At 64.9% G+C, this 25633-nt stretch carries 24 protein-coding genes; 12 read left to right on the top strand and 12 right to left on the bottom strand.

Annotation, left to right across the window (positions count from 1 at the left end):
- Positions 1-39 precede the first annotated feature (39 nt).
- The 5 genes from lysA to DK366_RS01220 are packed head-to-tail and all read left to right on the top strand — an operon-like array spanning position 40 to position 5842.
- A complete protein-coding gene (lysA, locus tag DK366_RS01240) occupies positions 40-1305 on the top strand; it encodes a diaminopimelate decarboxylase (RefSeq protein ID WP_109123692.1) in 1266 nt (421 codons plus the stop codon).
- Positions 1302-2519, top strand: coding sequence for a dipeptidase (locus DK366_RS01235; RefSeq protein ID WP_109123691.1), 1218 nt, complete (start codon positions 1302-1304; stop codon positions 2517-2519). Before lysA ends, DK366_RS01235 begins: the two co-directional genes overlap by 4 nt.
- Positions 2509-4062: a serine hydrolase domain-containing protein gene (locus DK366_RS01230; protein WP_109123690.1), complete on the top strand. Its 1554-nt coding sequence runs from the start codon at positions 2509-2511 to the stop codon at positions 4060-4062. The genes DK366_RS01235 and DK366_RS01230 overlap by 11 nt, the downstream gene beginning before the upstream one ends.
- 34 nt (positions 4063-4096) lie before the next feature.
- The gene (locus DK366_RS01225; protein WP_109123906.1) at positions 4097-4774 is read left to right on the top strand and encodes a M15 family metallopeptidase; all 678 of its coding nucleotides are present in this window, start codon (positions 4097-4099) and stop codon (positions 4772-4774) included.
- A gap of 18 nt (positions 4775-4792) precedes the next feature.
- Positions 4793-5842, top strand: a complete 1050-nt coding sequence (locus DK366_RS01220; protein ID WP_109123689.1) for a serine hydrolase domain-containing protein — start codon at positions 4793-4795, stop codon at positions 5840-5842.
- 1 nt (position 5843) lies between these two features.
- Here DK366_RS01220 and DK366_RS01215 read toward each other — a convergent pair whose 3' ends face one another.
- The 4 genes from DK366_RS01215 to trpE all read right to left on the bottom strand — a co-directional run bounded on the left by DK366_RS01215 (position 5844) and on the right by trpE (position 9328).
- On the bottom strand, positions 5844-6074 hold the full coding sequence (locus tag DK366_RS01215) for a hypothetical protein (RefSeq protein WP_157956421.1): 231 nt from the start codon (positions 6072-6074) through the stop codon (positions 5844-5846).
- Between the two features lie 164 nt (positions 6075-6238).
- Entirely contained in the window at positions 6239-6928 is a 690-nt protein-coding gene (locus DK366_RS01210; protein WP_157956420.1) for a hypothetical protein, read from the bottom strand.
- A 214-nt stretch (positions 6929-7142) separates the two neighbouring features.
- Positions 7143-7841: a hypothetical protein gene (locus DK366_RS01205; RefSeq protein ID WP_232820861.1), complete on the bottom strand. Its 699-nt coding sequence runs from the start codon at positions 7839-7841 to the stop codon at positions 7143-7145.
- Positions 7842-7852: 11 nt separating this feature from the next.
- Complete coding sequence (gene trpE, locus DK366_RS01200; protein WP_109123904.1) at positions 7853-9328, bottom strand: anthranilate synthase component I; 1476 nt, start codon at positions 9326-9328, stop codon at positions 7853-7855.
- A 142-nt stretch (positions 9329-9470) separates the two neighbouring features.
- Here trpE and DK366_RS01195 point away from each other — a divergent pair, with 142 nt between their 5' ends.
- Entirely contained in the window at positions 9471-10769 is a 1299-nt protein-coding gene (locus DK366_RS01195) for a hypothetical protein (protein WP_157956419.1), read from the top strand.
- A 102-nt stretch (positions 10770-10871) separates the two neighbouring features.
- Here DK366_RS01195 and DK366_RS01190 read toward each other — a convergent pair whose 3' ends face one another.
- Genes DK366_RS01190 through pdsR form a run of 3 tightly spaced genes read right to left on the bottom strand, consistent with a single transcriptional unit; the run spans position 10872 to position 14214 of the window.
- Positions 10872-12881 carry an ATP-binding protein gene (locus DK366_RS01190; protein WP_109123685.1) on the bottom strand — a complete coding sequence of 670 codons (2010 nt, stop codon included), beginning with the start codon at positions 12879-12881 and terminating at the stop codon, positions 10872-10874.
- Between the two features lie 44 nt (positions 12882-12925).
- On the bottom strand, positions 12926-13525 hold the full coding sequence (locus DK366_RS01185; protein ID WP_109123903.1) for a hypothetical protein: 600 nt from the start codon (positions 13523-13525) through the stop codon (positions 12926-12928).
- Positions 13525-14214, bottom strand: coding sequence for a proteobacterial dedicated sortase system response regulator (gene pdsR / locus DK366_RS01180; RefSeq protein ID WP_109123684.1), 690 nt, complete (start codon positions 14212-14214; stop codon positions 13525-13527). Before pdsR ends, DK366_RS01185 begins: the two co-directional genes overlap by 1 nt.
- A 391-nt stretch (positions 14215-14605) precedes the next feature.
- On the opposite strand from pdsR, the gene DK366_RS21665 reads away from it, so the two are divergent.
- On the top strand, positions 14606-14737 hold the full coding sequence (locus tag DK366_RS21665) for a hypothetical protein (protein ID WP_255412531.1): 132 nt from the start codon (positions 14606-14608) through the stop codon (positions 14735-14737).
- A gap of 254 nt (positions 14738-14991) precedes the next feature.
- Here the strand turns inward: DK366_RS21665 and rpe are convergent, their stop codons facing one another.
- The 3 genes from rpe to DK366_RS01165 form a co-directional block, all read right to left on the bottom strand.
- Positions 14992-15675: a ribulose-phosphate 3-epimerase gene (gene rpe, locus DK366_RS01175; RefSeq protein ID WP_109123683.1), complete on the bottom strand. Its 684-nt coding sequence runs from the start codon at positions 15673-15675 to the stop codon at positions 14992-14994.
- A 108-nt stretch (positions 15676-15783) separates the two neighbouring features.
- Positions 15784-16593: a co-chaperone DjlA gene (djlA, locus tag DK366_RS01170; RefSeq protein WP_109123682.1), complete on the bottom strand. Its 810-nt coding sequence runs from the start codon at positions 16591-16593 to the stop codon at positions 15784-15786.
- A complete protein-coding gene (locus DK366_RS01165; RefSeq protein ID WP_109123902.1) occupies positions 16590-16874 on the bottom strand; it encodes a c-type cytochrome in 285 nt (94 codons plus the stop codon). The genes djlA and DK366_RS01165 overlap by 4 nt, the downstream gene beginning before the upstream one ends.
- 233 nt (positions 16875-17107) lie before the next feature.
- On the opposite strand from DK366_RS01165, the gene DK366_RS01160 reads away from it, so the two are divergent.
- The 3 genes from DK366_RS01160 (at position 17108) to DK366_RS01150 (ending at position 19022) form a co-directional block, all read left to right on the top strand.
- Positions 17108-18004: a phosphoribosylaminoimidazolesuccinocarboxamide synthase gene (locus DK366_RS01160; protein ID WP_109123681.1), complete on the top strand. Its 897-nt coding sequence runs from the start codon at positions 17108-17110 to the stop codon at positions 18002-18004.
- Positions 18005-18011: 7 nt separating this feature from the next.
- Entirely contained in the window at positions 18012-18461 is a 450-nt protein-coding gene (locus DK366_RS01155) for an Mpo1-like protein (protein WP_109123680.1), read from the top strand.
- Between the two features lie 153 nt (positions 18462-18614).
- Entirely contained in the window at positions 18615-19022 is a 408-nt protein-coding gene (locus DK366_RS01150; RefSeq protein WP_109123679.1) for a hypothetical protein, read from the top strand.
- Between the two features lie 121 nt (positions 19023-19143).
- On the opposite strand, the gene DK366_RS01145 is transcribed toward DK366_RS01150, so the two are convergent.
- Positions 19144-21339, bottom strand: a complete 2196-nt coding sequence (locus DK366_RS01145) for a beta-agarase (protein WP_109123678.1) — start codon at positions 21337-21339, stop codon at positions 19144-19146.
- Positions 21340-21427: 88 nt separating this feature from the next.
- Positions 21428-22759: an amino acid permease gene (locus DK366_RS01140; RefSeq protein ID WP_109123677.1), complete on the bottom strand. Its 1332-nt coding sequence runs from the start codon at positions 22757-22759 to the stop codon at positions 21428-21430.
- Between the two features lie 207 nt (positions 22760-22966).
- On the opposite strand from DK366_RS01140, the gene DK366_RS01135 reads away from it, so the two are divergent.
- Both DK366_RS01135 and dinB read left to right on the top strand, forming a co-directional pair.
- Complete coding sequence (locus DK366_RS01135) at positions 22967-24286, top strand: flavohemoglobin expression-modulating QEGLA motif protein (RefSeq protein WP_109123676.1); 1320 nt, start codon at positions 22967-22969, stop codon at positions 24284-24286.
- A 141-nt stretch (positions 24287-24427) separates the two neighbouring features.
- Complete coding sequence (gene dinB / locus DK366_RS01130) at positions 24428-25531, top strand: DNA polymerase IV (RefSeq protein WP_109123675.1); 1104 nt, start codon at positions 24428-24430, stop codon at positions 25529-25531.
- Positions 25532-25633 lie beyond the last annotated feature (102 nt).

The following is a 25633-nucleotide window of genomic DNA, read 5'->3' as shown; positions in this document are numbered from 1 at the left end:
CGTGTTGCAGGCCGCTGTCTTTTTTGGTGACAAGGCAACATGACGATGCAACCCGATACCCCGCACGCCACATTCGATGGCCTAGACCTGCGCGCTCTCGCCGAGCGACTGGGCACGCCGCTCTACGTCTATTCGGCCAGCGCAATGCGCGCCCAAATCGCCTCGCTCCAAAGCGCCCTTGGCGGCATGAACGCGTTGATCTGCTTCGCCGTCAAGGCCAATCCGAATCGCGGCGTGCTGTCGCTGATGAACGCCCAAGGCGTGGGCGCCGACATTGTTTCCGTGGGCGAGTTGCGACGCGCCCTGCAGGCGGGGATACCCGCCGAACGCATCGTGTTCTCCGGCGTGGGCAAGACCGACGCAGAGATGACGGAAGCCCTCGACGCCGGCATCCTCCGCTTCAACGTGGAATCCCACGACGAGCTGGTGGCCTTGCAGTGCGCCGCCCTGGAACGCGGCGTCCTGGCGCGGGCTTCGGTGCGCATCAACCCGGATGTCGACGCCTTCACCCCCGCCAAGATCTCCACCGGAAAGGCTGAGAACAAGTTTGGCGTGAGCATCCATGAAGCGCGCCGGTGGTTTTCCGCCCGACACGAACTGGATCACGTAGAGCTGGATGGCTTGCACGTGCACATCGGCTCGCAGATCCTGGAACTCGGCCCGTTCCGTGAAGCCTTTCAACGCGTGGCTGCGTTCTGGAAAGAGCTCACCGCGAGCGGCCACCCCATCGCCAGCATCGATGTCGGCGGCGGCCTGGGCGTGTGCTACCGCGAAGGCCACGATCAACCTGTCCACGCCGCGGATTATGTCGCCGTGGTACGCGAGGCGTTGGCCGGCTTCGAAGGCCAGCTTCTCTTTGAGCCCGGCCGTTATCTCGTCGGTGAGGCCGGTGTGTTGTTGACGCGCGTCATCCGTGTCAAACACGGCGACGAACGCCAGTTCCTGGTGCTCGATGCCGCCATGAACGACCTGGCACGGCCAAGCCTGTACGATGCATGGCACGACATCGTGCCGGTGACGGGGGAAGTGCGTCCGATGACTTCATACGACATCGTGGGTCCGGTCTGCGAGACAGGAGACACCTTCGCACGCGCACGCACCCTGCCGGCCTGCAGCAGCGGTGACCTGCTGATGATTCGTACCGCCGGTGCCTACGGTGCATCCATGGCGTCCACTTACAACTCGCGCCCGCTTGCTGCCGAAGTGCTGGTAGATGCGGGGCGCTACGCCGTGGTGCGGCAGCGCCAGCGCTTCGAAGACATGGTCGCCGGCGAGACGGCGGCCCACCACTGGGAGACCGCATGAAGACTTTCGGCCTGATCGCCAGCGCCATCGCGCTGGCCCTGTCATGCGGCGGCATCGCCGTGGCGGCTCCACAAGATCCACCGATCACGCTCGACACGCACGTGGATATTCCCTTCGCGTACATGCGCGAAGCCCGCTTCGATGTCGGCAAGCCGACACCACTGCAAGTGGACCTGGGCAAGATGGAGCGCGGCGGCCTTGATGCGGTGTTCTTCATCGTCTACGTGGAGCAGGGGCCGCTGACGCCCGACGGCTATGCCAAGGCCGTGGCGCAAGCCAAACAGAAATACGACGACATCGACCTGATGTTGAAAACCTACCCCAACCGCATTCGGCTCGCACGCACGCCGGATGATGTCCGCGCCAACAAGGCGGCGGGCAGGCTGTCGGCCATGATTGGCGTGGAGAACGGCTATTCGCTGGGCCACGACATCAAAAACCTGGACACGGCTTTCCAGCGCGGGGCGCGCTATGTCGGCCTCGCCCATATGGGCAACAACGACCTGTGCACCAGCTCGACGCCCGAGGCGTCATTGGGTGACACACCGCTACCGGAATACGGTATCACCGAGTTCGGTCGCAGCGTGGTGAAGCGTGCCAACCAGCTGGGCATCATGGTCGATGTTTCGCATTCGTCCGATGCCTGCGTGCGCGAGGTGCTTGCCTTGTCGACATCGCCGGTGATCGCGTCGCATTCGTCGTCGCGGGCGCTGGATGCGCATCCGCGCAATCTTTCCGATGAACTGCTTCGCGCCATCGCCGCCAAGGGCGGTGTCATCCAGGCCGTGGCGGTGCAGGAATTCATCCGGCTGGACCCGGCGCGCGACCTTGCCCAGAAGGCCTTGCAGACACAGGTGGCCAAGCAGGCCGGCGACAAGGAATTCGACAGCGAGAAGCACGAATACCTGCCGGCTTATGTCGAGGGCATGAAGCGTATCGATGCGGCACTTCCGCCACCGACCGTGGACGACTATGTGGCGCACATCAAGCACATGGTGCAGGTGGCGGGCATCGACCACGTTGGCATTGCTTCGGATTTCGATGGTGGTGGCGGCCTTGCAGGCTGGAACGACGCGACGCAAACGCGCAATCTCACCGCGGCGTTGCGGCGCGCCGGGTTCAGCGATGACGACATTGCCAAGTTGTGGGGTGGCAACCTGCTGCGGGTGTGGGGCGAGGTGACCAGGCGCGCCACGGCAGGTCATGCGGGCTGATCGAATCCTTCACCGCTGCATCGCCGCGCTGTGGCTGATGCTGGCGACGAGTACAGCGACGGCTGCCCCGCCACCGGCGTCGGCCGAGTTCGACCCCATCGTCGACGCGGTGATGACGCGCTATCACCTGGCCGGCCTTGCCGTGGGCGTGATCGACCACGGCAAGGTGGTGTACACGCGCACGCTCGGCGAACGCGTGGCAGGTTCAGGCGAGCCGATCAATCAAGACACGCTGTTCAAGATCGCTTCCAACAGCAAGGCATTCACCTCGACGCTGCTCGCTCGCCTGGTGGAGCAAGGCAAGCTGCGCTGGGATGCACCAGTACGCGACTACCTGCCTGATTTCCGCATGGCCGATCCGTGGGTCACGGAACACATGCAGGTCGGCGACTTGCTCACGCATCGCAGCGGCCTGCGTGAAGGCGCGGGCGACCTGATGCTGTGGCCGGAACCCAATGCCTTCACGCGGCAGGACATCGTGCATGCCCTGCCCTATCTCAAGCCGGCGTACCCTTTTCGCGCCGGCTACGCCTACGACAACCTGCTCTACGTCGTGGCGGGTGAGGTCGCAGCCGCCGCGGGCCATGCACCTTACGACGTGCTGCTGCGTCACGAAGTGTTCGAGCCCCTGGGACTGACCCGCTGCCAGATTGGTGCGTGGCAACGCGACACCGTGGGTAACGTCGCACAGCCCCACGTGCGAAAGGGCGACCGCAACGTGGTCATCGATGCCGATGCCACGGATATCCCGGACATCACCTCCGCTGCCGCGGGTGGCGTGCGCTGCAGCCTCGACGACATGCTTGTGTGGGCGCGCAACTGGCTGGTTCCCACGGCGCAACAGACGCAATGGCTGTCCGAGGCACAACGCCGGATGCTGTGGACACCCTACACACCCATGCCGATCTCGGCGCGGCGACGCGCCTGGGACGGCACGACCCGCTACGCCTACGGTTATGGCTGGCGCATTGCGGATGTCGACGGCGAGCTCACCGTGTCGCATACCGGCACGTTGTCCGGCATGTATTCCGCCATGACATTGCTGCCGGATCGCCAGTCAGGGTTCGTGGTGCTGATCAACAGTGAAGCGGAAGACGCGCGCACCGTATTGATGGAAGCGCTGACCAAGCACTTCACGTCACCGCATGATGGGCACGATGCCGACTGGTACGCCGACCAGCTGTCAAAGGCCGACGCCGCCAGACGCGAGACGTTCACCATGCCCGCATCGTCTCCAGCAAAACCCGAAGGGCTTCGACAGCAACTGGGAAGCTGGCGCGATCCATGGTTCGGCTCCATCACGCTGTGCGCGCACGGCCATGCGGTGCGTTTCGCGTCGACGAAGTCACCACGGCTTACGGGCACCGTGATGCAGGCTGGCAAGCGCTATCTGGTGCATTGGGATCACGGTGACGCCGATGCGTGGCTGCGGTTCCCGGCGAACCCGCACGACACGCTGCGCATGAGCAAGGTCGATCCGTCGGCCGACTTCAGCTACGACTTCGAAGACCTGGCCTTTCAGCGGGAGCACGACTGTGATTGATCGCTACTGCCTTGCTTGCCTCGTGGCGTTGGCCATGCTTGCCTCGCGGGCCTACGCGGATGGCACACCGACGTTGTCGCCGGCCACCACGGCCAAGCAAGCAGGGCTGGTGGATATCCGCCAGTTCGCGCCCGACATGGCCGAAGACATCAAGTACGCGGGAAGCGACAACTTTGTCGGCACGCCGGTGGATGGCTATCTCGCGCCCAAATGCCTCCTGCTGAAGCCCGCGGCCGAAGCATTGGCACGTGTGGAGCGCGACCTGCACGCGCAGCACCAGCAGCTCAAGGTCTTCGACTGTTACCGGCCGGCACGCGCCGTGAAGCACTTCGTACGCTGGGCCGGCGATCTCGATGACCAGCGCACGAAAGCCACTCACTATCCGCTGCTCGACAAGCGCGCCCTGCTCGGCGACTACATTGCACCCGTGTCCGGCCACAGCCGCGGCGCCACGGTGGATCTCACGCTGATGCAATGCGATGCCGCCAACGCGCACTGCCAGCCGCTCGACATGGGCACGGACTTCGACTACTTCGGCACGCTGGCCAATACCGACTCGCCCGGCGCCACTGCCGCGCAGCACGCCAACCGTGAAGCGCTCAAGCGCGCGATGGAACGCGAGGGCTTTCGCAACTACGCGATGGAGTGGTGGCACTACACGCTCAATCCCGAGCCCACGCCCGACACCATCTACGACGTTCCGGTGCAATAACCCACACAAGGCCACTTCATGCGCCAGCTCGTGACGCTGCTTGTTCTCACCCTGCTCGCTGGTGTCGCCCAGGCCAGGGATGCGGCCCGCGATGTCGACGCCCTCATGGCCGCTTACCAGGGCAATGTTCCCGGCGCGTCATTGCTGGTGATCAAGGACGGCCAGCCGCTGGTGCGGAGGGGTTACGGCCTGGCGAACATGGAAACCCGCGAAGCAGCGACGCCGGCGACCAACTATCGACTCGCCTCGGTGAGCAAGCAGTTCACCGCGGCGGCGATCTTGTTGCTGGCAGAGCGAGGGAAACTCAGCCTGGATGATCATGCCCGCCACTGGCTGCCGGAACTTCCGGCCTCCCATGAAGACATCACCATTCGCCAGCTGCTCAGCCATGGCGGCGGCCTGATCGATTACGAAGACTTGATGCCTGCCGATCAAACGGCGCAGATCAGTGACGCGGACGTACTGCACATGCTCGCTGCCGAACCGCGCAGCTATTTTCCGCCGGGGACGTCGTATCGCTACAGCAACGGTGGCTATGTACTGCTTGGCTTGATCGTGGAGCGCGCCTCAGGCCAATCGCTGCCGGACTTCCTTGCCAGGAACATCTTCCAGCCACTGGGCATGAGCCATACGCTGCTTTACGTGCATGGCGGTCCTGCCGTGACGCATCGGGCCTATGGCTACAGCGACGACAACGGGCATTGGATGCAAACCGACCAGAGTCCGACCAGCGCGACGCGTGGCGATGGCGGCATCTATTCGTCCATTGATGACCTGGCGAAGTGGGATGCCGCGCTCTACGACCATCGCCTGCTGTCGGACAACTCACGCCAGCTTGCCTTCAGCGCGCAGAACACCGTGACGGGTGAGCCCGACGTGGACAGTTACGGCTACGGCTGGCGCATCCACGGCGACGTGCTGTGGCATTCGGGCGAGAGCATGGGCTTTCGCAACGTGATCATCCGCTGGCCGAAACAACACCTCACGGTGATCCTGCTCAGCAATCGCAACGACCCGGAACCCTATCGAACCGCGCTGGCCATCGGGCAGCGATTCCTCACGCCCTGACTTACGCGGCGCAACGCCAGCAAGCGACGTCGGATAGTCGCGAGGCGGGCTTGCGCTCCATCACCACGCGCGTGGCGCGGCCTTGCAACGCCTCGCTTTCCGCGAAGCGGCCGGCGAAGTCCACCGCGTGTTCCAGCACGCGACGGCGACCGATGGGCGCACCGTTGCGCAGCACCGTCCAGCCATCACCGGGCGCATTTTGAATGAGATATTCGACAAGGCGGCCAACCATCGGGAACTCCATGCCGAGGCTTCGCCTACGGCTATGCTGCTAGGGTTCCTTCAAGGTATCGGGCACTAATCGCTCAAAATATGGGAATTATCCGAAAGCCTCGGGGCGGCCGGCCGATGGACAGCCGCCCGAAAAAGTGTTGATGCGCCAAACACCAACGACCGTCAGCTGCTCGCCATGCCCATCGGCTGCATGGCCACGCAAGCATCGCCGGCACACTCGATCTGCACGTCGCCGGAAGCCGGGCACTGCGAGCGGAACATCGCGCGCTGGCCTTCCACCATCACGACGTGGATGGCGCGATCGCACTGGTGGCTGGCGGCCACGTTCTGCGCAGCGTTGAACATCGTCTTGCTGATGCGGCCGTCCAGGCTGGCGAGCCCGTTGATGGCTGGCGATGCCGCCGAATAGGTGCCGACCTGGGTGGCATCGCTGGCGGGATAGCTCGCAGCGTTGGCATACACCGACGGCACGATCACGCTCACCTTGTCCGGATAGTGATGCGCAGCTCCGTCGGCGAAGTCGATCGCGATACCGACCAGGCCGCCAAGTATCAGATTGCCCCAGACCATGCCGCGAATGGTGGAGTCGTAGGACTGCTGCGCGATCTGCTTGCCATCCTTCTGGCAGCTCACGCTAAGGTCGTGCGATGAGCGATGAACCACCGCCGTACCTGGCGTGGTCACGCGAACCTGGCTTTCGCCGTTGCTCAACGTGCAATCCGCGCGAATGCTCTGGTCAGCGGCGCGCGTTTCCACTTGCACCTTCTGATACGGCGTTCCAATGATCGATGCGCACGCGGATACGCTCAGGGCGCACGCAATCACGACACCCTTCTTCCCTAAATGCTTCATGTCATTCCCCTGACGTGTGTCCTGCGCGTTACCGGATATCCCCCCTTGGACGTCCGTAGCGCAGGAGATGCAACTGGCGGCGGTGATATGCATGCGCTCGTGCGACACGACTGGCTGTCTCTCGACAGCTCAACGCAAGACAGTACGCCCCCAGTGACTGCTCGCGCATTCTTATCGAAGAGACCTGCGAAAGACGAGGGGCGCGATATCTAACTTATGGCCGATGCTGGCCCGCGGGAATGAAGGCAAGAACTTGCGATGTATAGCTTTCCACGACCAGGCTGAAGGGTCGATTGGCCTGGTCGAACAGCACCGCGCGATGCTGCAGCACGTGATGCGGCATCGCGAGCGCGTCATGCGTGGCGGGCGGCAGTGATGCACCGTTTTCCCAGCCAGCCGGCAACGGCGACCACAGCAATTCGGCGGAAAGTGTCTGGCGGCGGAAGTGCAACGCCTGCACCACTTTGCCGAATGGCGTGTCGGAACTGTCGAGCTCGTGGTTCATCGCGTCGGTGAGGCGCGAAGGTACGTACCAGTTGTCCGCTTCGGACAACACGTGTTCGCCACAGGCAAGCTGCACCCGGCGATAGCGCACGGGCTCGTCGGCGCCAATCTGCAATTGCTCGCGTGCGTCGGGCGGCAGCGGCTTGTCTTCACCCTTCACGCGTTCGGCGACGATCTTCGCTTCCGGCGCCAGGTGATGCTCGCCACACCAGCGCTCCAGCGTGAGCGTGGCACTGGGGTGGCTGAGCAATTCGGCGTTGAGCGTCTGCAGCAGCGCCAGGGCTTCGAGGCGCGAGGTGGCGTCGTCTCGCCAGACTGGCGATGCCTCAGGCTCGCGCGCCTGCAGCGGCGTGATCAGCAAGCTGCTGCCCAAACCCAGCGCGCAGGACCACATGGCAGTGCGAGGCACGCCGCGCATGCTCACAGGCCCTTCGCTGCCTGGGCCACGGCGCGGAACAGCGCGCGACCCTTGCTCATCGTTTCTTCCCACTCGGACGCGGGGTCGGAGTCGTACACGATGCCCGCACCCGCCTGGACGTGCAGACGTCCATCCTGGATCACGGCCGTGCGAATGGCGATGGCGGTGTCGGCATCGCCCCACCAGCCGATCCAGCCGATGGCACCGGCGTAGATGTTGCGCTTGTAGGGTTCCAGTTCCTGGATGATCTCCAGCGCGCGGATCTTCGGTGCACCGCTGAGCGTACCCGCAGGGAACGTGGCCTTCAGCACGTCCATGTAGCCCACCTCGGGACGCACGTTGCCCTGCACCTGCGACACGATGTGCATCACGTGCGAATAGCGTTCGACCACGAACGATTCGCTCACTTCCACGCTGCCGGTGTCGCTGATGCGGCCAATGTCGTTGCGGCCCAGGTCGATCAGCATCACGTGCTCGGCGCGCTCCTTGGGATCGGCCAGCAGTTCCGCTTCCAGCGCCTGGTCTTCTTCTTCCGTGGCGCCGCGCTTGCGCGTGCCGGCGAGCGGTCGAACCACCACCTTGCCGTCCTTCAGGCGGGCGAGGATCTCCGGCGAGGAACCGACGATCTGCGTGTTGCCCAGGTCGACGAAATACATGTACGGCGACGGGTTGAGCGCACGCAAGGCGCGATACACATCCACCGGCCGCGCGTTGAAACCCACGCTGAGCCGCTGCGATGGCACCACCTGGAAAATGTCGCCGGCGCGGATGTATTCCTTCGCGCGCTCCACCATCGCTTCGAATTCTTCCTTGGTGAAGGAGGACTTGAAGTCACTTTCATCGAGCGCAGTGCTCTGGTTGAGCTGCGGATACGACACGCCGCTCTGGCGCAGGCGATACACCAGCGCATCCAGTCGACGCTGCGCCTCGGCGTAGGCGTGCGGCTGCGACGGATCGGCATGCACGATCAGGTACAGGCGACCCTTGAGGTTGTCGAAGACGGCCACTTCCTCGGCGAGCATCAGCAGCACGTCGGGCGTGCCCAATTCGTCGGGGCGATCCCACTTCGCCAGGCGCGGCTCGATGTAGCCGATGGTCTCGAAGCCGAAATAACCTACGAGGCCGCCACTGAAGGCAGGCAGCTGCGGCAGGCGCGGCACGTCGTACTGCTTGCGCAGCGTTTCGATCTCGGCCAGCGGATCGGCCACATGGCGACGCTCGGTCACTTCACCGGCGTCTTCCACTTCCAGCTCGTGGCCGCGCAGGCGATACACGCGCTTCGCCGGCAGGCCGATGATCGAATAGCGACCCCAGGTGGCACCGCCCTCGACCGATTCGAACAGGAAGGTGTACGGGCCGTCGGCCAGCTTCAGGTAAACCGACAGCGGCGTATCGAGGTCGGAAAATACCTCGCGCACCAGCGGGATGCGGGTATGACCCTGCGCTGCCAGCGCGTCGAAATCGTCTCGGGAAATCACGTGGGGATCCGGATGGCCAAGCTTGAACGGCCATTGTAGGGGCATGGAGCATGGGAACCGAAGCCTTGGCGCTTGTTCGCCCGCCGTTGCACGCCTAACCTTGGGTAATCGGGGCACGTCGCTGCGCCCGCAGGGGAAATCGATGGGTATGGACCACCGTTGCCTGGTACTTTCCGGCCGCCTGCTCGACGGGCAGGACCCGGCCAGCGTGCACGCGCGCATGGCTGCCGCCTTCGGCATGGAGATGGCCGGATTTCGCGAACGCGTGTTCGCGCGGGCGCCGCTGATCATCCGCCGCGGCCTCGAACCCGAAGCCGCCGATGCACAGGTCGCCCAGCTGCGCGGCATGGGCGTGGAAGCCGATATATGGCCCGATGACGAACGCCTCATCTGGCTCCGTCGCGACAATCAGGTGAGGGGACCGCTGCCCGCGGATGCGCTGGATCGCTATGCCGAAGCGGGCGACCAGTGGTGCCACGACGGTGGCCAGACCTGGTTTGCGTGGGAGCCGGCCGCCAGCAGCGAAAACCCGCCACCGCTTCCCACACCACCGGAAGCGCAGGCGCGCGAACTCATCCACGAAGACGGGCCGGCGCCACGGGAAAGCGACGTGCCCGCGGATCACCAGCCGCCGCCGCTGCCCGAAGAAGTGCATGCATACGCCTTCGACGCCTCCGATACCCACGACCCGTTCGCGGCAGAGCCCGAAGCCGTCGCATCCAGGGAACCGCCACCGCTTCCTGCGACATCCACCAAGCCACCGCTGAAAAAGCCCTACTCCACGGCGGCCGTGTTCGCGGTGCTGTTCGCCGTGCTGGCGCTGCTATGGCACCCGCTGTCCTCGGTGGCGCTGCTGGTAGCACTGTGCACGCTGGTCTACCTGTATCAACGACCGGCGCTGCGAGGCCGCTTCGTGGCCGTGGCTGCGGTCATCCTCAGTGCCACCGCACTGGTGTTGTGGATGCATCGGCCGCCGGCCGCCGCGCCGGTGGCACAGCCCTATGTGCCTCGTCCGCTGAAACCACTCTCGCAAAGCGCACCGGCCACCGTGGCCACGACGGAATGCACAGTGCGCACTGCCGCGCCGAAGAACGATGAAGATCGCTTCCTGCTGACCGGTCAGCGCCTGTTGACCGGCCACGCCCAACGCAAGGGCGACACCTACGTGGCCGAGGCCGCCGTGTCCGTGGACGCGCAATGCCAACCCAACGCATTGCAGCTGTACGTGTTCCACAACGGCGTTTTCATCGGCACGGTGCTGGATACCGCCGCCAGCGTGGCCACCACTAAGCTTTCGGATTTTGATCTAGTGGACGACCAGCACCTTCGCGTGACGCTGGCGCAATGCAGCGACAAGCCGGCCAGTTGTGCGGCGACCACCGTGCGGCAATTTGCGGTGATGCCCGGCGGCGGTGGCTGGACGCTGGGCGAAACGAAGTAAAGCGAACGAACACTCATGTGTGGGAGCGCACCCTGTGCGCGACTGGGTTTCACCTGAAGCTGATCGCAGTCGCGCACAGGGTGCGCTCCCACAACAGCATGCTTACAGACGCTGGCGCGGCATGCCGTGCAGCACCAGCGTGAATGCCACGCCGCTGCCGTCTTCCAGGTTGCGGGCCATCGCCACGCCACCATGGCGTTCGGCGACAAGGCGCACCACGTAGAGTCCGAGACCCAGGTGCGGCGCGTCGCCCGGCGTTGCCTTGTCGCGCAGGCTCACCAGCGAATCGAACAATCGTCCCTGCATCGCGGCCGGCAACGGCGGACCCTGATTGGCCAATTCGATTTCCGCGCCATCGCCGGTGGCGCGCAACGTCAGCCGCAGCCAGCCGAATTCCGGGGTGAAGGACAAGGCATTGTCGAACAGCTTGTCCAGCGCCTGCGCGATCAATTCCGGTGCGCAGTGCATCGTCATGGGCTCGGCGGGCAACTCGGTTTCCAGACGACGCGTGCCCGCCAGCGGGCGGTACGCATCGCTGCATCCGCGCACCACGGCGACCAGATCCACGTCCTCCGGTTCGGCCGCCGCAATGGCGCGCTCCATGCGGCTGGCTTCGCTCATGGCGCGTACCAGCATGCCCAGTCGCGCCACGCCGTCGCGGGCGCGGTGCAGATAAGGCTCGGCATCGGGCGGCATCGCATCCCCGGCCTGCAACGCGTGCTCCAGGTTGTCCAGTGACGACTTGACGATGGCCAGCGGTGTGTTCAATTCATGCGACAGCTTCGACGCGAGCGTGCGCAGGTAATCGGTATAGCCACCCACCACTTCGAACAGACGCTCGAAGCTGCGCGCCAGATCGCCGATCTCATCCTCCGCTTCCGTCATCGGGAAGGGGCCGTCCAGACGTCCATCGTTCAATTGCGCGCGTTCGGCCGCATCGCGCAGACGCCCAAGACGAATGCTCAAGCGTGTGGCGAACACCAGCAGGATCGCGCCCGCCACCAGCAGTACGCCGAAGCTCGTGAGCAACAGGCCGAGCAGCGCACGATTGGCCAGCAGCGGCACGGCGCGACTGGCCTGTTCCAGCAACAGCACGCCACGTACCTTGCCATCGCTTTCGATCGGCACGGCGGCCGCCAGCACCACGCTGCCGCGCGCCTCGCCCTGTCGCCATAGCGTTGCCGGTTTGCCGGCGCTGGCTTCGTGCACTTCAGTGACGTCCAGCCGCGGCACGTCCTGCGTCCACAGCTCGGCCTCGTCCACCTGATTGGCCAGCAGCGAGCGATAGACCAGCGCAGCGAACCAGCCGGGTTGGTCGCCCGGTGCCGCAGCCGGCGTGGAAAGGCGCCCGGTCTGAGCGAGCAGCCAGCCTTCGGGTGCCAGCACGCGCGCCTGCACGCCATCGAGCGCAAGCAGGCCCAGCTCGTTGGACAGCGGCTTGGAATACGCCACGAGTGGCCGGCTTTGCACCGCTTGCGGATCGCCGCCGGTGGTCGGATCGAACACGGCCAGGCCCAGCGAATCCAGCCCCTGCCGCGGCACGCGCAACTCGACGCGGTAACCGCTGCCGTCTTCCTGCCATTGCGCGGTGATGCGTGCCGGCAAGCCGTCGATGGGCGGATCGAGCGGTCGTGCCGTTACCGATCCCGGTGCCGCGCTCGCCAGCAGGTAACGCCGCGACTGATCGCCCTTGCCCAGGCTGAGCACGAGGTGATCGGCACGCAGCGCACCCGGGTCTTCAGCGTCGGCGCGCGTACGCTGGGCGCCACGGATATCGGCATAGAGATACAGCCAGTCCGCGTCCTGGGCGAGCAGCAGCTTGCCGCGCTTGTCCAGCGGCTGGCTCCACGGCGTGAGCGGTGCCCAGTCGTCACCGTAGCCATCGATGGTGATGGGGTTGGCGGCGTCCTGCACGTACCACACGGGTCCGGCGGGCGGCAGCGGCGCGCCGGTCACCACCAGGCTGCGCGCCATCGCACGCGCCGACGCGGTAAGCGCCTGTGCCTGGCCTTCGCGCAGCAGGGTTTCCATCTGACGCACGTACAGCCAGCCGGCCACGGGCAGGGCCAGCGTGCACAGGGCGACGAGCAGGAGTTTCTGGCGAAGAGTCATGGGCGAACGATAAAGGGCGGAACGGCAAAAGTCGCCGCTAACGGTTACGGATTCGCCTTGGTCTTGCTGCTTTTGCCGTTCGTTTCGTCCGTGTACTTGAGATACTTCGACTGCTCGACCACATGCTGGAACGCGGCGATCAAGTCAGCCTGCTGCGGATCGTCGTGAGCCAATGTCATGGACCAGCTCAGACGCACACCAGTGGCGAGACCCGGATCGCAGAACACGACCAGGTCGTCCTTGTGGTCCGTGCCGGCGTAATGCACGCCACGGCATGCCATGTTTTTGTTGTCGATGGCCAGCACGTCCACCTTGGCGGCTGCATCGCGGGCGAGATAGTGGTGACGATCGTCCTGCAGCTCGGCCTCGAGCGATGAGAGTTTGGACGGCCAAACGTTGAGCACCATCACGCGCTCGGGATCGCCCGTCCATTCGCCCTTGTAGAGCACAAGATTCACGCCAATGGCCTTGGCGTACATGCAGCAATCCTGCGTCCATCCCGTCGGCAGATCCGTGAGAATCGACCAACCGGGTACATCCTTGTCCGCCTTGCCATACACCATCACGCCCTGATCCTTGCCATCGGCGGCATGGGAGGACATGGAAATCAACGCAAACAGCAGCAACCCGAACCAACGCTTCATCACGGCTTCCATCGATAACCCACGCCATGCACTGTCTCGATGGCGTCGAACTCCGGCGCCACGGCGATGAATTTCTTGCGGATGCGCTTGATGTGCGAGGTGATGGTGGCGTCGTCCACCACCAGCTCCGCTTCGCGCATCAGCTGGTCGCGATTCTTCACGTGACCGGGAAAGCGCACCAGCGTGTGCACCATCCAGAACTCGGTGACGGTGAGCGGAATCTCTTCGTTGTTCCAAGTGATGCGCATGCGCTCGGATTCGAGCTTGAGCGGACCGTGCTCGATCACCGTCTCGCTGCTGGCCGGCACCTTCAGCGACTCGATGCGGCGGAACAGCGCCGCGATGCGTGCGGCCAGCTGGTGCAGGCTGGTGTCCTTGCTCAGGTAATCGTCCGCACCCAGGCGCAGGCCGGAGATCACGTCGAAATCCGAATCGCGCGCCGTGAGGAAGATGATGGGCAGCGTGGCGGACTTGGCGCGCAGCTCGCGGCACAGGTCGAAGCCACCCTCGGGTTCGTCGCCCAGGCCGATGTCGATGATGACCAGCTCCGGCAGGCGCATCTGGAATGCGCTGGAGGCTTCCTGCCGCGAGCCATAACCGCGCGTCTCGTAGCCGAAGCGGGTGAGCGCTTCGACGTAATTTGCGCGGATCAGCGGCTCGTCTTCGACAATGGCGATACTGCGGCCCATGTTTCGCTCCGGGTGGGTAACGGCGCGCAGCGTGAAGCCTGGGCCCAAGTCGCGCAAGCGGTTGGCGCGCACTGCCAGCGTTTCGCCATGTTGGGCCGGCGGCGCGCCACAGTCGGGTGGAACTCCGTCACGTTCTTGAGGCGTTGCCCGATGGCGGGCCGATCTTGCCCGCGTTTTGCCACATTCGGGTCCCTACGCATGCCCCGCCCGGTCGCCCAATGGGCTCGTCTTCCAGGAGTCCCGTCATGCGTCCCACCAACCAGCCGCCCATAGATCCCAATGCCGAGCTGCGTGGCTTTGAGCCACTTCGCGTGGTCTTGGCGCTCGGAGGGCTATTACTCGGGCTGGTCATGAGCCTGCACTGAGCAGGCCGCACACCCAGGAGGCCACGATGAGCGCCGACTTCGACCTGAACGACCCCTTCTTTTCCTTGCCCGTGGAAGCCATGGAAGCGGCCGGAGCGCACGGAAGCGCACCGGCCGCCGGGGCTGATGAGCCCGATCCCGACTGGCAGCCCATGTAAGAACTTCTGGTTCCTATCCTCTAGGCACGTTCCTTCCCCGCCCACCGGCGGGGATTTTTTTGTGCGTTAACAAAGCGCTATCGCAAGGTGATGACGCGTACACGGGAACCAAACCGCAAAATCCCGGTCATAAGTTCTGACGGTCGATGGTTCTTGCCGTGGATCACCGGCCGTCGTGTGGTCTCCTCACACGTCGTTCCGACGAACTTGTCCCGGCGCTCCCCGCGCCGGGATTTTCTTTTTCAGCGCTTGATTTACTGGCCCGCGACCGCGGTCAGCTCGACGTGCATGGCGTCGATGACGTGCTTGTAGTCCGGCGCGTTGAAGATGGCCGAGCCCGCCACGAAGGTGTCCGCACCCGCCGCCGAGATGGCACCGATATTGGTGGCCGACACGCCGCCGTCGATCTCCAGGCGGATGGGACGACCGCTCTCATCGATGCGGCGACGCACTTCGCGCAGCTTGTCCAGCGCGGAGGGGATGAACTTCTGCCCGCCAAAGCCCGGGTTCACCGACATCAGCAGGATCAGGTCGAGCTTGTCCATCACGTAGTCGAGCCAATCCAGCGACGTGGCCGGGTTGAACACCAGGCCGGCCTGGCAACCCGATTCCTTGATCAGGCCGATGGTGCGGTCCACGTGCTCGCTCGCTTCCGGGTGGAAGCTGATCACCGTGGCGCCCGCCTTGGCGAAGTCGGGAATGATGCGGTCCACCGGCTTCACCATCAGGTGCACGTCGATGGGAGCGGTAATGCCGTAGTCGCGCAGCGCCTTGAGCACCATCGGGCCCATGGTGAGGTTGGGCACGTAATGGTTGTCCATCACGTCGAAATGCACCCAGTCAGCACCGGCCGTCAGCGCCTTGGCGGTGTCCTCGCCCAGCCGGGCGAAGTCGGCGGAAAGGATGGACGGGGCGATGACGTTGGATTGCTTGCTCATTTCTTCGTTCCTGTAGGAGCGCATTGGGTGCGCGGCCTGGGGTGATGCCGTCGCAGTCGCGCACAGGGTGCGCTCCCGCATGTCGTTGCGCGGTTGATTTGAACCGGCTTACTTGAACCCGCGTTCGGCCTTGATGCGCTCGTAGGCGGCATTGATCTCGCTGGCGCGCGCTTCGGCCTGCTTGCGCATGGCTTCGGGCAGGTCGCCCAGGCGGTCGGGGTGGTGTTCGGAAATCAGCTTGCGGTAGGCGCGCTTCACGGCGCGGTCGTCCACATCGCGCGAAATGCCCAGTACGGTGTACGGGTCCGGGCCCTGCGTGTTGCGCTGGGGCGGCACGTAGCCACCGTTGCCACGCGAATCGTAACCGCGCGAACCGCCGCCCGTGGCATTCCAGGCGTAGCCCTTCATGGCCATCAGCGCCATCAGCTCCATGTCGCTCACGCGCAGCGCAAAGGCGAGCTGGCGCAGGATGGCCATTTTTTCCGGCGGCGGATTGCCTTCGGCGATCACCGTTTCGATCACCACGTCCAGCACGGGGAACGCGTGGTCGCGGCGCAGGCCCACCCAGCGGCGCAGCTGCTCGATGGCCGGCGTCACGTCGAATTCCGGCTGCTTGCCGGCATTGAACGCGGCCACCGCCTGCTTGCGCTGATCGGCCTCCAGGCCCATGCGCTGCATCAGGCGTTCGGCCACGGCGATTTCCGCCTCGGACACACGCCCATCGGACTTGGCCACCGCGCCCAGCAGGGCGAACAGCGGGCTGATGTAACCGCCCGCCTCCGGCGTGGCGCGACGGCGCTGGCCCTGGCGCAGGCTGTCGATGATGAAACCGGTGATGCCGCCCACCACGGCACCGGGCATGCCGTGGCCGAAGATCAATCCGAAGAGGGCCAGCCAGATGGTCCAGGTGAAATTCATGGGTTGCCTTGAGTGGGCGGCAGTGGCGTCTGCGCGCTATACCAGCGCGCCAGTTCGTCGAGGTCGGCATCGCTCATGGGGCCGATGGCGGCACGCATCAACGGTACGTTGCGGCGGCCGTCGCGGTATTGCTTCAGCGCTTCACGCAGGTAATCGAGTTTTTGCCCGGCAAGATTGGGCGCGCCGGGAATTTGCGCCTGGCCGGTTTCGCCGTGACAGGCGGCACAAAGCCCCAGGCGCGCGGGTTTGGCCGGCGCCGCGGCCTGCACCGAGGCGGCCATGCTCCACGCCAGCGAAGCGGCAAGCAGGCACCGAAGCGGCGCTGCGATGCGGCGGGGCGAAAACACCATGGCGAAGACCCGGGCTCAAAAAGCGCTGATTCTAGCAGCCGCGCCAAGCCCTGCCGGGCGGCGCCAGCCGCTACAATCTGTCGCTTGATCACCGGCCCGTTCCGGGCCGTCTTCCTGTTTTCCCGTCCTGGAGCGCCAGGTCGGCCTTCCTGGAGCGAAAGACCGTGCCCACCACCCTGCTGCAATCGAACCTCCCGGGCCTGGACCTGATCCACCGCGGCAAAGTCCGCGACGTCTACGCGCTGCCGGAGAATCGCCTGCTGATCGTGGCCAGCGACCGTCTCTCGGCCTTCGACGTGGTGCTGCCCGACCCGATTCCGGGCAAGGGCGAGATGCTCACGCAGATTTCCAACTTCTGGTTCGACAAGACCGCGCACCTGGTGCCCAACCACCTGCTCGACGTGCCGCTGGCCGACGTGCTGCCGGCCGGCACCGATGTAAAGCTGTACGAGAAGCGCGCGGTGGTCACGCACCGCCTTAAGCCGGTGCCGGTGGAGGCGATTGCGCGCGGCTACATCATCGGTTCGGGCTGGAAGGACTATCAGGCGACGGGTTCGCTGTGCGGCATCAAGCTGCCCGCTGGCCTGAAGCAGGCGCAGCAGCTGCCGGAGCCCATCTTCACGCCGTCCACCAAGGCCGCCGTGGGCGACCACGACGAGAACGTGAGCTTCGATGCCGTGGTGGCCGCGGTAGGTCCGGAGCTTGCCGAGCAGGTGCGCGAAGCCACGCTCTCCATCTACAAGTGGGCCGCGGCGTATGCGGCGGAGCGCGGCATCATCATTGCCGATACCAAGTTCGAGTTCGGCACGGACGAGAACGGCAAGCTCTACGTGATGGACGAGATGCTGACGCCGGATTCCTCGCGCTTCTGGCCGGCCGATTCATATCAGGTCGGCATCAGTCCGCCGAGCTACGACAAGCAGTTCGTGCGCGACTATCTGGAAACGCTGGACTGGAACAAGAAAGCGCCCGGCCCGAACGTTCCCGCGAACGTCATCGGTGCCACCGCCGCCAAGTACGCCGAGGCATTGCAGCGTCTGGCCAACATCACCGTCGACTGAGGCACCCATGCAACGTTGGCTCGACAGTTACAGCAACGACCATCAAAACCCCACCAATCGCGTGCTGCACTGGATCTGCGTGCCGGCGATCCTGTGGTGCGCAATCGCCATGATGTGGACCATCCCGGTGCCGCCGATGATCGGCCGTCCGGGTTTCTGGGCCGTTGCCGCTCTGGTGCTGGCGTTCGTGTGGTACTGGAAGCAGTCGCATCGCCTGGCGGCAGCGCTGTTTGTCGCGCTGGTGCTGCTCTGCCTGCTGACCGAATTCGCTTATCGCGCGCTGGGTCCGCACAACCTGCTGCTTACCGCCATCGGCGTGTTCGTGGTGGCGTGGATAGGACAGTTCATCGGCCACGCCATTGAAGGCAAACGCCCGAGCTTCTTCACTGATCTCGCGTATCTGCTGGTGGGGCCCGCGTGGTTGATGGACAAGCTGCTGCGTCGCGTAGGCGTTTAACCAACCTTACCTACTCGTCATTCCGGCGCAGGCCGGAATCCAGTGGCGGCAATGCAAGATTTTCGCGAAAGCCTGCAAGGGGCGAAAATCGGGCGATAGCGCTACTGGATTCCGGCCTGCGCCGGAATGACGAGCAAAAAACGGAACCCCTGCATGACCTTCGCACTCACCTTAATCAGCACCCTGCTCTGGTGGGTGCTCTACAGCAGCATCGGCGCGTTGTTCCTTGCGCTCATCGCATGGTCGGTGCTGCGCTGGGCGGAGCGTTGTCCGGTGGTCTTCAACCGCACGTATTTCGCCTGCCTGGTGTGGTGCATGATCGGCCTGCTCAGCATTGCCGGCGTCGCCATCCACGAAGGCATCACCAAGCCGCCCTACGCGTTGTTGCTCACCACGCCGTTGCTTCGTGGCGCGCTGGTGGTGGACATGGTGATCGGCGTGGTGGTGCTGTGGCGCCTTATTCCGCGCGTCGATGCGCACCGCATCCGCCCCACCAGCGCGTGCATGGCGGTAGCGGTGTTGATGGCGGTGAGCTACGGCGCGGCGACAGCGCTGGCGTAAGTCGCTCCCGCGCCCATGTGGGAGCGCAGCCTGTGCGCGACCTGGACTGTCAGCACTGAAGTAACGACGAAACGCTGCGGTCGCGCACAAGGTGCGCTCCTACAGTGTCGGCGTGTGCCCCTCAGTAGCCTGTCTTGCGGTTTGCTTCGCGTACGGCGTCGATGAAGTGCGTGAACGGTCGGTCGGTGATCGCCACCAGGCCAATGTGTGCGTTCTCGCCATCGATCAGGCGTCCGGTTACCGGCTGATCCACGTACTGGAACCAGTGCACGCCGACGATGGCGGGATTGGCCAAGGCATCCGCCACATAGTGCGCATACGCTTCGCCGCGCTGCTGTTCGTTCCACGTCGGCACCACGCCCTTGCCGAACGGACCGCGATCGTCGGAGCCGAAATGGAATTCGGAGATGAGCGCCGGCCTGTCCAGCTTGGCGAAGGCCGCCGCGTCGAAGGCATGCTCGGGCACATCGGCATAACCACTGAAGCTCACCACGTCGCAGAACTGCGCGCATGACGCGACGGCTTCAGGCGTGTGCACGCCAAAGCGACCGCCGAGGAACAGGTGATGCGGATCGTGCTTGTGGATGGCCTGTGCCACCGTGCGGAAATACTGGTCCGCGTACGTACGCAGCCACGCACTGTAGTCGTCCACGATGGCGGGGTGCGCATCGTCGGGATTCGGCGCGGCGAAGTTCGTGACCTCCAGCGCGTCCCACGCATCGAGCGTGATACCCCACGCCGCCGCGAGTTTTGCCGGTGTGCCGTACTTCTTCTTCAATGCGGCGATGAATGCCTGCTTGGCCGGGCTGCGGGCCTCGCCGCGCAAGGTGCCTTGCGCCAGCCCCCAGCGACCTTGCGGCCCCTGGCCGGCCCATGCCAATTCGTTGTCGGCGAAGTAGCCGAGCATCCACGGATCGTCGCGCACTTCCTTCACCACCTGCGCAACGGCGGCATCGGCTGCCTGTGCGAAGCGCGGGTCGAACGGGTCGGGCATGCGGCCCCAATAGTCATAGCCGCTGGACACATTGCCGAACGTACCGGCGATGTTGATCGAGCGCGTATACGCCAGGTGGTGCATCTGGCTGAGCGCGTCGTCGCTCCAGTTGCCCAGCGTGTTGAAGCCCCAGTCGTCCAGCCGCTCCAGCGTGCGGCCACGCCATGCCTGGCGCCAGTGGCGGCCATCCGCAAGGAAGAGATTGGCCGAGTAGTAATCGAACCACTTGCCCTGGTGATAGGCGATGCCTGCCGACGCCGTCTGATCGCCCGTCGCCTTGCCGGTGGTGCCATAGAAAGGCGCCCAGCGCGCACTGTCGCGCGGGAGGTCCTTGAACATGAACTCGCGACCTTCGATGTAGGTGCGACCACCATCGTCGTCGACGACATTCACGCCCAGCGAGAAGAACGCGTGTCCTTCCGGTGTAACCAGCTGCCAGCGGTCGTTGCGCTTTTCCGCGCGGAACCAACCGGTGGCCTTGAAGGCAGGCATGTCGGTACGTCCGCCGTAGCGGTCGAAACCCTTGCGCGGCGTCGTTTCCACGGTTGCGCCCGGCTTGGCCTTCGGTCGACCGGCACGCAACGACTCGTCGGTGTCGACCTTGCCCGGCCATTGGCCCCGCGTGTACTGGCCCCACGCATCGACGATGCCGGTATAGGCGTCACGCAGATCATGATCGCCGCGCGAGGTATCCAGCTTGCCGAACAGCAACGTTTGCGCGGCCGTCGGCGCGGGCGTGCCCAGACGCACGGCTTTCACGTGAGCAAGGTCGAGTTTTCCTTCCACCGTAGTGGCCACGAAGACGCGCTTGCCACCCGCCATGTACGGCATGGGCGGTCCCACCTGCATACCCATGTCGCGCGGCGAGGTGGCGTGCAACGGGATCACCAGCGTTTGCGGCGGACCGGCGGGAACACCCACCGTGGCGTGCAGGTGCTCGCCTTCCTTCGCGCCGTCGATGTCGACTGTCAATGTGACCGCCCACGACATGGCGTTCTGCATGTCCACGCGCAGCGAGCCTTCCTTCGACCAGTCGCCCTTGTCCAGCATCACCGTCACCTGAGGCTGCGGCGAGGGCTGGAACACGTAGCGTTGCAGCGACATGCCTTCGACCGTGATCGGCTTGCCGTCCAACGTAACGTGGTCAAGCGAGGTTTGCGGCGTGGCGGGGGTCGGCGCATCGGTCGTGCTGACGGTAACCGCCGGTGCCGGCGCGGGTGCCGCGGCGGCATGGCTCAGATCGGCGCGGTCGGTATCGCTGGCCTTGTGGCAACCCGCGAGGGCCACGACGCAGGCGAGGGCAAGGGGAGCGATCCGGTTCATCGGCGGCTCGATACAGGGAAGTGGCGGCAGTATGCCTGCGGCATCTGAAGGACGCCTTGCTGAAGGGGTATCGCATGACGACGCAAGATCATGCCGACCTCCGTTGCCATGCACGCCATGCGTAATACACCGGCACGCCCAGGGCGATCAGCGCCAGGCTCATGCCGGCATCGCTGGGCTGGCGAATCGAGGTGACGATGATCACCGCCAGCACCGTGGTGACGAACAACAGCGGCAGCAGCGGATACAGCGGTACCTGATAGGGCGAGGGCTCGTTGCGGAAGTGGCGGCGATACCAGAACAGCGTGGCGATGCCGAACGCGTGCGACAACCACTCGCCCACCGTCGTGTAATCCACCAGCTGGCCAAAACTTCCCGACACCACCAGCACGATGGCCCAGCCACCCAGCAGTGCCAAAGCCACGCGCGGTGCATGCGAGCGTGCATGGATACGACCCACGGCACTGAACAGCATGCCGTCCGCGCCCATGGTCTGGAGCACGCGCGCACCGCCGGCAATGGCGATGCTGCAATAGCCGAAGGTGGAGCAGGCAATGCCCACCGCGATGAGCGTGGCGCCGCTTTCACCGAACAGATGGCGCATCAGGTCCGCCGCGGGCGCCTGGCTGGCCGCCAGACCGGCATGGCCCAGTCCGGCGAGGTACGCAAAGTTGACCAGCACGTAGCACACCACCACGCCACCCAGACCCAGGCCCAGCGCGCGCGGCAGCGTGCGTTGAGGGTCGCGCACCTCGCCCGCCAGGTCGTTGAGGTAATGGAAGCCGCCGTAGGTGAACAAGACCGGCAGCAACGCGCCCAGGATCGCGCTGGATGGCACGGGATGCGCGGTGTCCGTGGCCAGCACGTTGCCGAACTGCCCCTTGGCGAGAATCACGCCCACCGCCACCACCAGTGCGATGGCCGACAGCTTGAGCACCGTGAACACATTCAGCATGCGCGAGCCAGCCCGGATGCCAAAGAAATTCACGCCCACGATAAAGGCGATGGCACCCGCCGCCACCGGCTTCACCCACTGATGCACATCCAGGCCCACGGCGGCGCAGAAATAATCCGCAAACGTGGTGGCCACCGCCGCCACGCTGCCGGGATAGTTGATCAGCGCCATCGTCCAGCCGAACAGGAACGCCGGCAGCCGTCCGTAGGCCTCACGCAGATAGATGTAGACGCCGCCCGCCTGCGGCCGACGCGCGCCCAGCTCCGCGTAACACAGCACGCCGGCCAGCGTGAGCAGGCCACCGACGGCCCACAGCGTGAGCAGCTGCGCGCCGGACGAAGTGCGCTCGGCCACGGTGGAGGCGCTGCGGAAAATGCCGGCGCCAATCACGCCACCGATCACGATGGCAGCCGCATCCCAGGTACCCAGGCGGCGCAGATACGAGGAAGAAGTCTCAGCAGTCATGGAGCGGCACGGCTTCCTGCACGGCGAATACGAAGGATGGACGATAGCGGACTGCGCCCCTGTGTTCGACATCTCGCTGCAACATGTTGGGAACGCGTCGTTTTTTGACGACACGCCTTCGCCATTGCATCACGTTGCGTCGGGCACATTGCCCCCTCCCCGTCACCGCACGCTGGCCACACGCCCGGCCAGCCCCCAGGAGGCGTCATGAGTACCGTTGCCAGCGTCGTCCGCCCCGAAGACGACAAGACCCTTGGCCCCTTGCTCGAATGCGACCGCGAACTGGTCGCCGTGGGCAAGAAGATCCGCGTACTCAAGGCCATCGACTGGCCGCAGTCGATGGAAGCGACCTTCATGGACTCGTGGAACAAGGGCAACCCGGTGCTGCCGCAGCCGCCGGTACGTCATCCGGATTTGTCCAGCGAAATGGACGCCCTGAAAGCGATCATGGCGAAGGTGGATCGCGGCCATCCCGTCGGCAACTGGCTCTACAAGTCGGCGTGGAGCTATCTCGTGGCCGCGCAGATGCTGATGAACGTGGGCACCGAGGAATTCACCCGCTGCTCGGCTGCACTGTACGGCCGTCCCGACACCAAATACCGCAGCCAGACCGCGACCGCGGTGGACGCGGCACGCGACCTGTTGAACATCAGCGACGACCTGATCAGTCGCGAAGGCATACCGCACGTGCCGGCCGATATTCCTGCCGAGGAATTCGCGCAGCGCCTGCGCGAACGGCTGGGTCCGTTCTTCGACAAGGACAAGGTGGACGTGGTGCTCGATCCGGACCTGCCGTCCAAGGCCACGGCCGGCAGCAAGAGCATCAACCTGCGCGCCAGCGCGTTGTTCTCGGCGCTGGACCTGGAGCAGCTCACCGAACACGAAGCCTTCGTGCACACGGCCACGCTGCTCAACGGCAAGCACCAGCCTTATTTCAAATCGCTGGGTCTTGGCGCGCCACGCACCACGCGCACCCAGGAAGGCCTGGCGACGTTCTCGGAAATCATCACCGGCGCCATCGACCTGAACCGGCTGCGTCGCATTGCCCTGCGCGTGGTCGCCGTGAACAACGCGCTGCAAGGCGCTGACTTCATCGAAGTGTTCCGCGGCTTCCTGGAAGCCGGCCAGTCACCGACCGAGAGCTACCAGAGCGCCGCACGTATCTTCCGCGGCGGCGATCCGCGCGGCCGCATCTGCTTCACCAAGGACGGCGCGTACCTTGAAGGCGTGATGATCGTGTACCTGTTCATCCGCAAAGTGCTGCAGGCAGGCCATGTCGAAATGCTGCCGCTGCTGTTCGCGGGCCGCGTCACCACCTCCGACGTCATCACGCTGAGCCCGTATCTTCAGGAAGGACTGATCGCGCGGGCCACGTACGTGCCGCCGTGGGCGCGCAATCCGCAACGCATCCTGTCGCTGATGGCTTTCTTCACCGCGGCTGCGCGATTCCGGCTCGACACGTTCGACCTCAACCGTTTCGTGGAGCTGGATGAGGAGCGGGTGGAGGAGAGCATGCACGTGCCGTGAGGCGCACGCCCGCGGCCATCACCGGCGGTGCGGCATACAAACGTGCGTTGTTTTGAAGGGCCTGCGCGTTGGTGACTGCGGAACAGAGGGTTTCGTGCTTGACTGTGCTCCCTCACACGTCGAAGCCCTTCCGTTCACGCAGTGCCACCCCAGCCCCGCAAAATCATCCATGTCGACATGGACGCCTTCTATGCGTCGGTGGAGCAGCGCGACGATCCCTCGCTGCGCGGCAAGCCCGTGGTGGTCGCGTGGCGCGGCGCGCGCTCGGTGGTGTGTGCGGCCAGTTATGAGGCACGCAGGTTTGGCGTGCGCTCGGCCATGCCAGCCGTACGCGCGGAACGACTGTGCCCGCAGGCGATCTTCGTGCCGCCGGACTTCACCCGCTACAAGGCCGTGTCACGTCAGGTGCGCGAGATCTTCGCGCGTCACACCGACCTGATCGAACCGCTCTCGCTGGACGAGGCCTACCTGGACGTCACCACCACGCACACGGGTTTGCCTTCCGCCACCGCCACGGCCGAAGCCATCCGCTCGGCGATCAGGCAGGAAACCGAACTCACCGCCTCGGCCGGTGTGGCGCCGAACAAGTTCCTCGCCAAGATCGCGTCAGACTGGCGCAAGCCAGACGGCATCTTCGTGGTGCGGCCTCACCAGGTGGAAGCCTTTCTCGCACCGCTGCCGATCGGTCGCTTGCCGGGCGTCGGCAAGGTGATGGAAGCCAGGCTCACGGAGCTGGGCGTGGCCACCGTTGCCGATCTGCGGACCCTGGGCGGGCAAGCACTCGAACAACGATTCGGACGCTGGGGAAAGCGCCTGCACGAACTGTCGCTGGGCATCGACGATCATCCCGTGCAGCCGGATCGCCCCACGCTGCAGGTTTCCGCGGAAGACACCTTCGAGCACGACCTGGCGCTCGACGATCTTGCGCCGCACATCGAACGCCTCGCCGCCAAAGCCTGGGCGGCGCATGAACGTGAGGCCGCGGGCCCGCACGCCCGGGTTGCGCGCACCGTGGTGCTGAAACTGAAGACGTCGGACTTCAGCACACTCACTCGCAGCTTCACACCTGCTTCACGTCCAGACTCCGCACGCGCTGTCGCGGACATCGCCTGCGCCCTGCGCGACCGGGTGCAGAAGCCCGCTGAAACGCGCTATCGCCTGGTGGGCGTAGGCCTGGCCGGTTTCGTCGAATCCGACAGCTTCGCCGCACAAAGCGATCTGTTTGAATCATTTGGTTTCAAATGAAACCACGCACGAAAGTGTTAGTAGGCCGAAAGAATTGTTAAAGAGGCCTTGTCTCGATCTCAATTTCCTGAAAGAGTGACTCCGGGGAACCCATACAGCGGT

Source organism: Dyella sp. C11 (assembly GCF_003121485.1).
In the GTDB taxonomy this organism is placed as follows: domain Bacteria; phylum Pseudomonadota; class Gammaproteobacteria; order Xanthomonadales; family Rhodanobacteraceae; genus Dyella.
The sequence above is the reverse complement of the archived record's forward strand: the minus strand, read 5'-3'. Positions and strand labels throughout refer to the sequence as shown.

Bases quoted from the DNA above. Each gene is read 5' to 3' on its own strand.
- DK366_RS21665 (WP_255412531.1), top strand. From the start codon at position 14,606: ATGAGCGCCGACTTCGACCTGAACGACCCCTTCTTTTCCTTGCCCGTG.
- DK366_RS01225 (WP_109123906.1), top strand. From the start codon at position 4,097: ATGCTTGCCTCGCGGGCCTACGCGGATGGCACACCGACGTTGTCGCCG.
- DK366_RS01190 (WP_109123685.1), bottom strand. From the start codon at position 12,881: ATGACTCTTCGCCAGAAACTCCTGCTCGTCGCCCTGTGCACGCTGGCC.
- DK366_RS01230 (WP_109123690.1), top strand. From the start codon at position 2,509: ATGCGGGCTGATCGAATCCTTCACCGCTGCATCGCCGCGCTGTGGCTG.
- DK366_RS01235 (WP_109123691.1), top strand. From the start codon at position 1,302: ATGAAGACTTTCGGCCTGATCGCCAGCGCCATCGCGCTGGCCCTGTCA.
- DK366_RS01150 (WP_109123679.1), top strand. From the start codon at position 18,615: ATGACCTTCGCACTCACCTTAATCAGCACCCTGCTCTGGTGGGTGCTC.
- DK366_RS01165 (WP_109123902.1), bottom strand. From the start codon at position 16,874: ATGGCCGCCTCGGTGCAGGCCGCGGCGCCGGCCAAACCCGCGCGCCTG.
- DK366_RS01195 (WP_157956419.1), top strand. From the start codon at position 9,471: ATGGGTATGGACCACCGTTGCCTGGTACTTTCCGGCCGCCTGCTCGAC.
- lysA (WP_109123692.1), top strand. From the start codon at position 40: ATGACGATGCAACCCGATACCCCGCACGCCACATTCGATGGCCTAGAC.
- pdsR (WP_109123684.1), bottom strand. From the start codon at position 14,214: ATGGGCCGCAGTATCGCCATTGTCGAAGACGAGCCGCTGATCCGCGCA.
- DK366_RS01155 (WP_109123680.1), top strand. From the start codon at position 18,012: ATGCAACGTTGGCTCGACAGTTACAGCAACGACCATCAAAACCCCACC.
- DK366_RS01215 (WP_157956421.1), bottom strand. From the start codon at position 6,074: ATGGTTGGCCGCCTTGTCGAATATCTCATTCAAAATGCGCCCGGTGAT.
- DK366_RS01135 (WP_109123676.1), top strand. From the start codon at position 22,967: ATGAGTACCGTTGCCAGCGTCGTCCGCCCCGAAGACGACAAGACCCTT.
- DK366_RS01210 (WP_157956420.1), bottom strand. From the start codon at position 6,928: ATGAAGCATTTAGGGAAGAAGGGTGTCGTGATTGCGTGCGCCCTGAGC.
- DK366_RS01220 (WP_109123689.1), top strand. From the start codon at position 4,793: ATGCGCCAGCTCGTGACGCTGCTTGTTCTCACCCTGCTCGCTGGTGTC.
- DK366_RS01185 (WP_109123903.1), bottom strand. From the start codon at position 13,525: ATGAAGCGTTGGTTCGGGTTGCTGCTGTTTGCGTTGATTTCCATGTCC.
- DK366_RS01140 (WP_109123677.1), bottom strand. From the start codon at position 22,759: ATGACTGCTGAGACTTCTTCCTCGTATCTGCGCCGCCTGGGTACCTGG.
- DK366_RS01145 (WP_109123678.1), bottom strand. From the start codon at position 21,339: ATGAACCGGATCGCTCCCCTTGCCCTCGCCTGCGTCGTGGCCCTCGCG.
- rpe (WP_109123683.1), bottom strand. From the start codon at position 15,675: ATGAGCAAGCAATCCAACGTCATCGCCCCGTCCATCCTTTCCGCCGAC.
- djlA (WP_109123682.1), bottom strand. From the start codon at position 16,593: ATGAATTTCACCTGGACCATCTGGCTGGCCCTCTTCGGATTGATCTTC.